Source organism: Rubellimicrobium thermophilum DSM 16684 (genome assembly GCF_000442315.1).
Classification (GTDB): Bacteria; Pseudomonadota; Alphaproteobacteria; order Rhodobacterales; family Rhodobacteraceae; genus Rubellimicrobium; species Rubellimicrobium thermophilum.
This window is the reverse complement of sequence record NZ_KE557323.1, coordinates 70,530-81,391: the sequence shown is the minus strand read 5'-3', so window position 1 is coordinate 81,391 and position 10,862 is coordinate 70,530. Positions and strand designations below refer to the sequence as shown.

Genomic DNA, 10,862 nt, shown 5'->3' with positions numbered 1-10,862 from the left:
CGCCCTGCTGCGGCCCGTGGCGGGGCGTGGCGATCTCCGTTCCGGTCAGGCGCGGCGCCGTCCGCCGGCGCGGCGCTGGCGGCCCTCGCCTTCGGCCTGCGCGGGACGGTTGAAGCGGATCCATTCGGCGCCCGAGGGATCGTTGTTCATGAGGAAATTCGCGGCGCGGATGGCCTGCATCTCGCCGCCGGGGCGGGGCGGGTGCTGCCCAGGCCGAACAGGCGCACGAAGGTTTCGTCATCCATGCCCTCGGGAAGGATGACACCGGCCGCTTCCACCTCGGCGCGCTTCTCGGCGATGGCCTTCTGCGTCACGGGCAGGGCGACGGGGTTCATGATGGCCGATGTCATGCCGGAGGCGATCGCCATCGGCAGGAAGGCGTTGTTGATCCCGTGCCGGTTGGGCAGGCCGAAGCTGATGTTGGAGGCGCCGCAGGTGGTGTTGACGCCCAGCTCCTCGCGCAGCCTGCGCACGAGGGAGAAGACCTGCAAGCCGGCGGTCGCCATAGCCCCCACCGGCATCACGAGGGGGTCCACGACGATGTCATGGGCCGGAATGCCGTGGTCGGCGGCGCGCTCGACGATCTTCTTGGCGACGGCGAAGCGCACATCCGGATCCTCGCTGATCCCGGTATCGTCGTTGGAGATCGCCACCACCGGGACGTTGTACTTCTTGGCCAGCGGCAGGACGAATTCGAGCCGCTCTTCCTCACCGGTGACGGAATTGAGCAGCGGCCGCCCCTTGCAGACCTGCAATCCCGCCTCGAGCGCAGCCGGCACCGAGGAATCGATGCACAGCGGCACATCCACGAGGCTCTGGACGAGCTCGATCATCTTCCGCATCAGGGGCGGTTCGGTTTCGTTGGGATTGGGGTTGGAATTGTAGACCACCCCGGCATTGACATCGAGCATCGAGGCCCCGCAGGCGACCTGGGCCAGGGCATCGGCCTCGACGGTGGAGAAATCCCCGGCCTCCAGCTCGGCGGCAAGCTTCTTGCGTCCGGTGGGATTGATGCGCTCGCCGATGACGCAGAACGGCTGATCGAAGCCGATGATGACGGTCTTCGTGGCGCTTTCGACGATGGTGCGGGTCATTCTCTCATCCGTTGATGGCGGGGGCGAGCGTGGTGCCCGTCCGCTTGTTGGCCCAGTCGGCGGCGGCCTTGATGCCACCCAGCGGGAAGATGTGGAGCTGTGCGATACCGAAGTCGGGGTTGGCGGCCTTGTGCGCGGCCACCGCCTCGACGATCTCGTCGGGTTCGTAGGGCAGCAGGAGCTTGGTCACATCCATGGCCCGCTTCTGAAGCACCTGGAGCGACGGCCCCACGCCGCAGGCGATGGCATACTTGATCAGGGTCTGGAGCTTGGCCGGCCCCGCGATGCCCAGATGGATGGGCAGGCCGACGCCCTCGCGCTTCAGCCGCTCGGCCCAGGCGATGACCGGTGCGGCCTCGAAGGCGAACTGCGTGGTGATGGCCATGGCAGCATCCGTGCGTTCGGCAAAGGCGGCCTTCCAGCGCAGCGCCTCCATCACCATGCGGTCCGATCCGTCGGGATCGATGTCGCGATTGCCTTCGGGATGGCCGGCGACATGGAGACGGCGGAACCCGTCAAAGGCCCCGCTCTCCAGAAGCTGCATGGAGGAGTGGAAATCCCCCAGCGGCTCGCGCCGCCCCCCGGCCAGCAGAAGGGCCTGATCCACCCCTGCCTCGCCCCGGTAGCGCGCCACGAGATCGAACAGCGCCTCGCGCGAGGGGATGGAGCGGGCGGGGACATGCGGCATCACCGGAAAACCTTCGCGGGCGATGCGCGCGGCGGTGCGCACCATGTCCTCGGTCTCGGTCCCGTCGATATGAGCGATGTAGACGCGGGTGCCGGGGGGGAGGATGGCGCGGAAATCCTCCACCTTCTCGGCGGTGCGCGGCATGACCTCGATCGACCAGCCCGACAGGAAGGCGGGAACGGCCCCGCCCGGTGCGGCGGCGCTCTCGGACTTGCGGCGCAGGAAGGGCAGCAGCGACATCAGGGCCTCCCGGATATGGCGGTGGACGGACAGGGTTCAGGCCCTGCCCTGGTTGTCGATCAGCGCCTTCAGGCGCGCGGCATCGTATTCCGATTCGATCCGCGCGGCTTCGGCGCGGGCCACGGCTTCGGGCTCGCCCTCGACGACATAGGGCGGGGCCTTGCGCCATTCTGCCAGATAGCTGTCGGTATCGCGGGCTCCCGCCTTCATGGCAGCGCGGTCGATCGCCTGCTCGAAGCGCTCGGAGAGCGGAACCTTGTGCCCGCGCCGCCCCGATCCGACGATGACCTGGGCGGGAATGTCGCGCCAGTAGACGATGGTCACCTCGGGCATGGGGGCGGATCCTGCGGCTTGTCGCAGCGGGTTCTACGCCGGAATGCGACGCATGCAAGGACGCATTCCGACATGACGCGAACAGGGAGCGACCGTCCTTCGCATCCATCGCGTCACCCTTGCGCGAGAAACCGCCGAAGGGCTAGGCTGGGGGCAAGTTCAGATCGGAGGGCGCGACGGATGGCGCCCAGGCGTCCCACCCGCGCGGGCGCATTCCCGGTCCCGGTCGAGTCGCCCGCGCCGAAGGCCCCCGATCCGGCGTCGCTCTATGCGGCACTGGATCTGGGGACGAACAGCTGCCGGATGCTGATCGCCCAGCCGAAGGGTTCGGGCTTTCACGTCGTGGACAGTTTTTCCAAATCCGTCCAGCTCGGGCAGGGGCTCGAGGCGACGGGGCGGCTGTCGCGTGCCGCCATGGATCGCACCATTGCCGCGATGCGCATCTGCCGTCAGAAGCTTCAGCGCCACGATGTGCGGCGGATGCGTCTGGTGGCGACCGAAGCCTGCCGCCGCGCGCGCAACGGGGCGCAGTTCCTCGATCAGATCCGCCGCGAAACGGGCCTTGCCCTCGAGATCATCCAGCCCGAGGAGGAGGCCCGCCTGGCCGTCATCTCCTGCGCGCCGCTGGTCAGCACGCGGACCGAACAGCTGCTCGTGGTGGATATCGGCGGGGGCAGCACCGAGCTTGTCTGGATCGACCTGACCGCCGTGCCGCGGCGCGATCGCCCACGCGCGATCATGCGCCTGCATGCGGGCTTCCGGCAGGATCCCGGCCCCTTTCCGGTGGCACGCGTGGTGGACTGGATCAGCGTGCCGCTCGGCGTGGCCACGCTGCGCGACCAGTTCGCGGACGTCGCCGACGATGCCGCACGCTATGCCCTCATGTCCTGGTATTTCGAGGAAAATCTTGCCAGCTTCGCCCCTTCGGCATCGAACAGTCGCGCGAGGGGTTCCAGATCATCGGCACGTCGGGGACTGTGACCACGGTCGCCGCATCCCATCTCGGCCTGCGGCGCTACGACCGTTCCAAGGTGGACGGGCTGCGCATGACGTCGGATCAGATCGACGCCGTCGTGAAGGATTATCTCGCCCTCGGCCCGGAAGGACGGCGCAAGGATCCGCGCATCGGCAAGGACCGTCACGAGCTGATCATGTCCGGCGCCGCCATCCTTCAGGCCCTCATGCGGCTGTGGCCGACGGACCGGCTCTCGGTCGCCGATCGCGGCCTGCGAGAGGGGCTTCTCTATGCGCAGATGTGCGCCGATGGCGTGCTGGAGGATGTCCTCTGACAGGGCGGGCGGCTGACAGGGCGGGCGGCGACCGGGGCCGCCGGGGCCGGCTCCCCCCGGGGGTGTTGCGCGAATCGGGGGAAGAGCGCGCGTTGCGCGAACCATCTGTTAACCTTTTCCTGCGAGAACGGACCCCGTCACAGCCGCAACCCGCGAGAAGGAGACCCCGAACCGCACAACCAGAACCATCCGGGATCCATCCGCACCCGCTCCGTCCGGGTGGGGGAATCCGGCAGGGAACGATCCCCAGGAGAAGGACAGAGAGAACAGGAAGACAGGACAGCAGACCCGTTGCACCGCCCTTCCAGGGCCTCTACCCCCTCGGCATGGCCAAGCTCCATTTCATGTATTCGACCATGAATGCCGGCAAGAGCACCGTGCTTCTGCAGGCATCCTACAACTACAACGAGCGCGGGATGCAGACCTATCTGCTGACGGCGCGGCTCGACACGCGGGCGGGCGAGGGCAGGATCCATTCGCGGATCGGGATCGATGCGCCTGCGGACACCTATGATGCGGGTGACGATCTGTTTGTTCGCATCCGCGACCGTCTGGCCCGCGGGCCCTGTGCCTGCGTCTTCGTGGACGAGGCGCAGTTCCTCAGCCCCGCCCAGGTGTGGCAGCTTGCCCGGGTGGTGGACGATCTGGGCGTGCCGGTCATGGCCTTCGGCCTGCGGGTGGATTTCCGGGGCGAGCTGTTTCCCGGATCGGCGGCCCTGCTGGCCCTCGCCGACGAGATGCGCGAGGTGCGCACGATCTGTCATTGCGGGCGCAAGGCGACGATGGTCGTGCGGCGCGATGCCACAGGCGCCGTCCTGCGCGAGGGGGCCCAGGTGGAGATCGGCGGCAACGAGCGCTACGAATCGCTCTGCCGCCGCCACTGGCGCGAGGCCATGGGCGACCGCTAGCCGGGCTCAGACCGGATTGGGCAGCGCCCGCCCCTCGGCAAAGGCGACCAGGTTGTCGAGCGCCATCCGCCCCATCGCCTCGCGCACGCTGTGCGTCGCCGTGCCCAGATGCGGCAGCAGGACGACATTCTCCATCGCGCAGAGCCGGGGCGATACCTCGGGTTCGCGCGGATGGACATCGAGGCCCGCCCCCGCGATCCGTCCCGCTTCCAGGGCGGCGATCAGGGCCTCTTCGTCCACCACATCGCCGCGGGCGACATTGATGAGAAAGGCCGTGGGCTTCATGGCGGCCAGTTCGGCGGCCCCGATCAGCCCCTGCGTTCCTGCCCCTCCCGGCACGCAGAGCACCACGGCATCGGCCGCCGCCATCAGATCGCACAGCCGGTCCACCGGTCGCGCGGGCAGATCCACCGCCCGGGGCGAGCGGTTGTAATAGAGCACCTTCATCCCGAAGCCGAAATGCCCCCGCCGGGCGACGGCCTGCCCGATCCGTCCCATGCCGACGATGCCGAGCGTCATGCCCGTGACACTGGGTGCCGAGCATCTGGGTCGGCTCCCAGCCGGTCCAGCGCCCGGCGCGCAGCAGCCGCTCTCCCTCGCCCAGGCGCCGGGCCGTCATCAGGATCAGGGCGATGGCGATGTCGGCGGTTGCGTCCGTGACGGCACCCGGTGTGTTGGTCACCGCGATCCCGGCCGCCCGCGCCGCCGCCACGTCGATATGGTTCACGCCGACCCCGAAATTGGCCAGGATGCGGCAGCGGAACGGTCCCCCGGCAAAGACGCTCGCGGGGAAGGCGTCGCCCAGCGTCGGCAGGATCGCGTCATAGTCATGCAGCGCCTGCGCGGCCTCCCCGGGGCTGAGGCCCGAGGCGCCATCGCGGAAGACCGTCTCGAACCGGCTTGCGGCGAAGGCGCGGTTCGCCTCGGGCAGCCGGCGGGTGACAAGCAGCCTCAATGCAGTCTTCCCCCTTCGGGCACGTCGCGGTCCGGGGCGATCAGGACGACCGCGCCATCGGCATCCGGCACGCCCAGAACCAGCACCTCGGAGCGGAAGCGGCCGATCTGGCGGGGCGGAAAGTTGACCACGGCGAGGACCTGGCGCCCGATCAGCTCCTCGGGCCGGTAATGGACCGTGAGCTGGGCGGAGGACTGCCTCTCCCCGATCTCCGGGCCGAAGTCGATCCACAGCTTGATGGCGGGCTTGCGGGCCTCCGGATAGGGTTCGGCGCGGATCACGCGGCCCACGCGGATATCGACCTTGAGGAAGTCGTCGAAGGCGATGGTCATGCGCGTCCCAGCTCCCGGCTGCGGGCCGCCGCAGCGGCGACCGTGCGGCGCATCAGATCCGGCAGCTCTGCCATCAGCACCTCCAACCCTGCCTGTGTGGTGCCACCCGGCGAGGTGACGTCACGACGCAGCCGGGCCGGGTCCTCACCCGTCTGCCGGGCAAGCGTCCCCGCCCCCGCCACCGTGGCCCGCGCCAGCCGGAGGGCGAGATCCGGCGGCAGCCCTTCTGCCTCTGCGGCAGCAGCCAGCGCCTCGATGAGGTGGAAGACATAGGCCGGTCCGGAGCCGGACACCGCGGTCACCGCATCCATCTGTGCCTCGGATCCGAGGCGGACGACCTCGCCCACCGCGGCCATCAGCCTTTCGGCGAGGGCGAGATGGCGGTCCGTTGCAGCGGCATTGCCGATGAGGGCGCTGATTCCGCAGCCCACGGCGGCGGGCGTGTTGGGCATCGCGCGGATGACGGGCGTGCCTGTCCCCAGCCTGGCCTCGAAGGAGGCCAGCGGCGTGCCGGCCGCGATGGACAGGATCAGCGTGCGCCCTCCGCCAAGGCGCGACAGGGTGGGCAGGGCCTCGTCCATGACCTGGGGCTTGACCGCGATGACGGCGACGGCGGGCGCCTCCGGCATCGGGGCGTTCACCGCCACGCCGCATCCCGACAGCCAGTCCGAGGGGCGCGGCTCCAGGACATGGACGGCCGTCGCCGGCAGCCCACCCGCAAGCCAGCCCCGCAGCAGCGCCGTGCCCATCCTGCCGCAGCCGAGGAGCACCAGCCCCCTTGCCGCCACATCGTCCAGCTCCATCCCGTCCCCCGTTCTCCGCTGCCGGAAGACCCTAAGAGGACGGGATCGAGGCTTCAAGCGATCCGGTCAGGCGCGGCCATAGGCCTCGGCGATGGCCACCTCCATCGCGTCCTTCGCACCCCTGCCGCCATGGACGGCAAGCTGCACCGCCGGATAGAAGCGGTCGAAGGACAACATGGCGGCCCGGATCATGGTGTCGATCTGTTCCGGCACGGCAACCTGATCCCCTGCGAGCACGAGCCCGTAGCGGAACACCAGCAGCTTCTCCTCTTCCCACCAGGTAAAGCCGCCGGCCCAGCACAGGTCGTTCATCCGGTTCAGCAGATCGTAAAACACGGCCATCCGGTCGGCCGGCGGGTCGAGCTCGCAGGTGGCGATCAGGCGCAGCGTCTCGTCCGACGGGTTCCAGGCCAGCGTCAGCGCATAGGGACGCCAGATCCCCTCGAGCGTCATGGTGATCTGGTTGTCGGCCACGCGGTCGAACTCCCACTCATAGTGGGTGGCGACCGTTTCCACCACGTCGATGGGGTGGATGTCGCCGTCATCGAGGAAGATCTCGCTGTTCGTCATGGCACGGGCCCCTTGTTGGCGCCACGGGGGGCCGCGCCGGCCCCCCGGGCACGTCGCCTGCTCGCAGGGAGGGCCGGGTTCCGGCCGCTCCCGAGGACATGGTGCCCCCTGAAGAGGGCAAGTTAAAGCGGATTCTTGCGGAGGCTGTCGCGTCCTCGCGGCACAGGGAGCGGCGGTCACGCTCCGCCGGTCCGGCTCTCTGCCTCCGGGCCGGCATCCCCCGGTCCTGCGCCCCCGATGGCGGACTGCCCTCCGTCCCCCGGCTGGCCAGCGGCGGCGATCCGGCCTTCCAGCGCCGCAAGACGGACCGCCAGCGCGTCATTCTCCTCGCGGGCCTTCTGCGCCATGGCGCGCACGGCCTCGAATTCCTCGCGCGTCACGAGATCGCGATCGGCCAGCAGGCGATCCACAAGGCCCTTGAGCGCATTCTGCGCCTCCTCCCGCGCGCCTTGTGCCACGCCCATGGCATTGGTCATGAGCTGCGCGAGGTCGTCGAGGATCTTGTTGCGGCTGTGCATGGGCCCATCTCCGGCATCTGTGCGGGGGCATATGGGGGACGGAGGGGACGGGGACAAGGTTGACACCCCTCGGCAGCCCCGGCAGGGAAGCACCATGACCGGCCTGCCCTTTCCCGACATCTCTCCCGAAGCCTTCGCCTTCGACCTGTTCGGGGTCCATATCGCGCTGCGCTGGTATGCGCTGGCCTATATCGTCGGGATCCTGCTGGGCTGGCGGCTGTCTGTGGCCGCGCTGCGGCGCCCCGCCCTCTGGCGTGGCAGCCCGGCCATGACGCCGGCCCAGCTCGAGGCGCTGCTGACCTGGATCATCCTCGGCATCATCGCCGGGGGGCGGCTCGGCTATGTGCTGTTCTATCAGCCCGGTTACTATCTGGATCATCCCTGGGAGATCCCCGCCATCTGGCAGGGGGGGATGTCCTTTCATGGCGGCTTTCTCGGCGTCTGCCTCGCGATCCTGCTCTTTGCGCGCCATCATGGCCTGCCTCTCGGCGGGGTGGCGGACACGATCGCGCTTGCCTCTCCGCCGGCGATCCTGCTGGGGCGCATCGCCAACTTCGTCAATGCCGAGCTCTGGGGCCGGCCCACGACACTGCCCTGGGGCGTGGCCTTTCCCGGAGAGGCCGCGCAAAACTGCCCCGGAATCGAGGGGATCTGCTTCCGCCATCCCTCCCAGCTCTACGAAGCGGGACTCGAAGGACTGCTGCTGGGGCTGCTGCTGATCCTCATGGCCTTCCGCTGGGGGGCCCTGCGGCATCGCTGGCTGCTCTGCGGCACTTTCCTGCTCGGCTACGGAGTCTCGCGCTTTCTTGTCGAATTCGTCCGCCAGCCGGATGCGCAGTTCGTCTCACCCGGCAATCCGCTGGGTCTGGCGCTGCACTGGAACGGCTGGGGCCTGACGATGGGGCAGGTGCTGACGCTGCCGCTGATCGCAGCGGGGCTCATCCTTGTGCTGCGGGTGCGCCGCAGCGGCCGGGTCGCACCGGCGTGACGCCGCTCGCCGGTCTGATCGCGGCGCGCATCGCCGAAGGCGGCCCCCTGACCGTCGCCGACTACATGGCCGAATGCCTGCTGCATCCGCGCCATGGCTATTACGTCACGCGCGATCCGCTGGGGGCGGGCGGCGATTTCACCACCGCCCCCGAGATCAGCCAGATGTTCGGCGAGCTGCTGGGGCTGGCCCTGGCGCAGGCCTGGCTCGATCAGGGGGCGCCGGCCCCGGTGATCCTGGCCGAACTGGGGCCGGGCCGGGGCACGCTGATGGCCGATGTGCTGCGCGCCACCGCGCATGTCCCCGGCCTGCATGCCGCGCTCTCGGTCCATCTGGTCGAGGCCTCGCCGGTGCTGCGCGCGCTGCAGGCCCGCCGCGTTCCGCAGGCCCGATGGCATGACCGCCTGGAGGATCTGCCCGAAGGGCCCCTGCTGCTGCTGGCGAACGAATTCCTCGATGCCCTGCCGATCCGCCAGTTCGTCCGCAAGGGAGGGGGCTGGGCCGAACGGGTCGTCGGCCTGCAGGATGGCCGGCTGACCTGGGGGCTGATGCCGCCCGTCCCGGTCCCTGCCCTGGCAGCGCGTCTTGCCGACACGGAGGACGGCGACATGGTGGAGCTCTGCCCCGCCCTGCCCGGCATCGTGGCCGAGATCGGCCGACGGATCGCGGCGCATGGGGGTGCGGCCCTGATCGTGGACTATGGCGACAGCCGCCCCTTGGGCGACACGCTTCAGGCGGTCGCGCGGCACAGAAGGGTCGATCCGCTTGCCACGCCGGGCGAGGCGGATCTGACCGCGCATGTGGACTTTGCCGCCGTGGCCGAGGCGGCCGCCCCGGCCTGTGCCACCGGACCGGTGCCGCAGGGGGTGGTCCTGCAACGCCTGGGAATCCTCCAGCGCGCCGCCGTCCTGGCCCGCCGCCTTTCGGGCCCGGCGCTCGAGAGCCATCAGGCCGCCCTCCACCGCTTGACCGCGCCCGAGGAAATGGGAACGCTGTTCAAGGTCATGGGCCTTCACCCTGTCTCTGCTCCTCCGCCACCCGGTCTTGTCCCGTGATGCTCGACATCATCACCTCCCCCCTTCTCGAACCGCTCCGGCACGGCTTCTTCGGCCGGGGGGGCGGAGCCTCTTCCGGTGTGTTCGCAGGGCTCAACTGCGGGCCCGGCTCCACCGATCAGGCCGAGGCCGTGGGCATCAACCGCGCCCGCGTGGCACAGGCGATGGATGTGGCGCCCGAAGCGCTGGTCGGGGTGCATCAGGTCCATTCCGCGGATGTGATCGTCGTGGATGGCCTGCCCTCTCTCCCCCGTCCCCGCGCCGATGCCCTTGTCACGCGGGTGCCGGGTCTCGTGCTCACGGTGCTGACCGCCGACTGCCAGCCGGTCCTTTTGGCCGATCATGAGGCCGGCGTGATCGGGGCGGCCCATGCCGGCTGGCGCGGCACGCTGGCCGGCATCCTCGAGGCGACGATCGAGGCCATGGAATCCCAGGGGGCCGTTCGCGGGCGGATCCGTGCCGTGATCGGCCCCACGATCAGCCAGCGTGCCTATGAGGTCGGCCCCGAACTGATGGACGAGGTCCTGGCCGATGAGGCGGGGGCGGCGCGATTCTTCGCCCAGGGGGCAGGCGACCGTCTCCAGTTCGATCTGCCGGGTTACGGCCTGTGGCGGCTGCGTCGTGCCGGCGTGGCCGAGGCCGAATGGACGCGCCACTGCACCTATTCCGATCCCGCGCGCTTCTACAGCTATCGCCGCTCCGTTCAGGGGCGCGAGGCCGATTACGGCCGCCTGATTGCCGCGATCCGGCTCTGATTGCGGCAGCAGGGGGCCGCGGAAATCCCATCTTCATCCCTTTGGCGTCAGAATGCCGACGCGATCGGCCTTCACTGTGGGGGGGCTGGATCCGTGCGAGTCGGATCCGTCACAGAAGGACGAGATCATGCGCCATCCCCCCCGCTGGATCCGCTCGGCCCTCGAGGCTGCCGCGCTGTGCCGCATCCGTCTGCCCTGGGAACGGGGCCTGCGCCGCGCCGCCATGATCGCCAGACGCGCCGCCACGCAGGCAGGTCCGCTGTCCCTCTCCGCCATGCCGGAGCCGGCCCTCGTCCCCGTCCCGATCCGCCGCGCCTCCTGAGGTGCCCTGGCC

The 10,862-nt window shown here is 69.6% G+C and carries 10 protein-coding genes and 4 pseudogenes; 6 read left to right on the top strand and 8 right to left on the bottom strand.

What is annotated here, in order from left to right; genetic code table 11:
- Positions 1–45: 45 nt before the first annotated feature.
- The 3 genes and pseudogenes from RUTHE_RS12100 to RUTHE_RS12090 form a co-directional block, all read right to left on the bottom strand.
- Positions 46–1,094 (bottom strand): annotated as a pseudogene (locus tag RUTHE_RS12100) (methyltetrahydrofolate cobalamin methyltransferase).
- Positions 1,095–1,098: 4 nt separating this feature from the next.
- Positions 1,099–2,022, bottom strand: a complete 924-nt coding sequence (locus RUTHE_RS12095) for a methylenetetrahydrofolate reductase (RefSeq protein ID WP_021098716.1) — start codon at positions 2,020–2,022, stop codon at positions 1,099–1,101.
- A gap of 36 nt (positions 2,023–2,058) precedes the next feature.
- On the bottom strand, positions 2,059–2,355 hold the full coding sequence (locus RUTHE_RS12090) for a virulence factor (protein ID WP_021098715.1): 297 nt from the start codon (positions 2,353–2,355) through the stop codon (positions 2,059–2,061).
- A gap of 180 nt (positions 2,356–2,535) precedes the next feature.
- On the opposite strand from RUTHE_RS12090, the pseudogene RUTHE_RS12085 reads away from it, so the two are divergent.
- Positions 2,536–3,644 (top strand): annotated as a pseudogene (locus tag RUTHE_RS12085) (Ppx/GppA phosphatase family protein).
- Between the two features lie 326 nt (positions 3,645–3,970).
- Positions 3,971–4,552, top strand: a complete 582-nt coding sequence (locus tag RUTHE_RS12080) for a thymidine kinase (RefSeq protein ID WP_021098712.1) — start codon at positions 3,971–3,973, stop codon at positions 4,550–4,552.
- A 6-nt stretch (positions 4,553–4,558) separates the two neighbouring features.
- On the opposite strand, the pseudogene RUTHE_RS12075 reads toward RUTHE_RS12080, so the two are convergent.
- From RUTHE_RS12075 to RUTHE_RS12055, 5 genes and pseudogenes are all read right to left on the bottom strand, one after another.
- Positions 4,559–5,507 (bottom strand): annotated as a pseudogene (locus RUTHE_RS12075) (2-hydroxyacid dehydrogenase).
- Complete coding sequence (locus RUTHE_RS12070; protein ID WP_021098710.1) at positions 5,504–5,839, bottom strand: tRNA-binding protein; 336 nt, start codon at positions 5,837–5,839, stop codon at positions 5,504–5,506. Before RUTHE_RS12070 ends, RUTHE_RS12075 begins: the two are co-directional and overlap by 4 nt.
- Entirely contained in the window at positions 5,836–6,642 is an 807-nt protein-coding gene (proC, locus tag RUTHE_RS12065; RefSeq protein ID WP_021098709.1) for a pyrroline-5-carboxylate reductase, read from the bottom strand. The genes RUTHE_RS12070 and proC overlap by 4 nt, the downstream gene beginning before the upstream one ends.
- 66 nt (positions 6,643–6,708) lie before the next feature.
- On the bottom strand, positions 6,709–7,212 hold the full coding sequence (locus tag RUTHE_RS12060; RefSeq protein WP_021098708.1) for a type III secretion system chaperone family protein: 504 nt from the start codon (positions 7,210–7,212) through the stop codon (positions 6,709–6,711).
- Positions 7,213–7,493: 281 nt separating this feature from the next.
- Positions 7,494–7,730, bottom strand: a pseudogene (locus RUTHE_RS12055) (accessory factor UbiK family protein); the annotation flags it as partial.
- A 94-nt stretch (positions 7,731–7,824) separates the two neighbouring features.
- On the opposite strand from RUTHE_RS12055, the gene lgt reads away from it, so the two are divergent.
- The 4 genes from lgt (at position 7,825) to RUTHE_RS12035 (ending at position 10,850) form a co-directional block, all read left to right on the top strand.
- Entirely contained in the window at positions 7,825–8,718 is an 894-nt protein-coding gene (lgt, locus tag RUTHE_RS12050) for a prolipoprotein diacylglyceryl transferase (RefSeq protein ID WP_021098706.1), read from the top strand.
- Entirely contained in the window at positions 8,715–9,773 is a 1,059-nt protein-coding gene (locus RUTHE_RS12045; protein WP_021098705.1) for a class I SAM-dependent methyltransferase, read from the top strand. The genes lgt and RUTHE_RS12045 overlap by 4 nt, the downstream gene beginning before the upstream one ends.
- The gene (gene pgeF / locus RUTHE_RS12040; RefSeq protein ID WP_021098704.1) at positions 9,773–10,528 is read left to right on the top strand and encodes a peptidoglycan editing factor PgeF; all 756 of its coding nucleotides are present in this window, start codon (positions 9,773–9,775) and stop codon (positions 10,526–10,528) included. Before RUTHE_RS12045 ends, pgeF begins: the two co-directional genes overlap by 1 nt.
- Before the next feature lie 127 nt (positions 10,529–10,655).
- Complete coding sequence (locus tag RUTHE_RS12035) at positions 10,656–10,850, top strand: hypothetical protein (RefSeq protein ID WP_021098703.1); 195 nt, start codon at positions 10,656–10,658, stop codon at positions 10,848–10,850.
- Positions 10,851–10,862 lie beyond the last annotated feature (12 nt).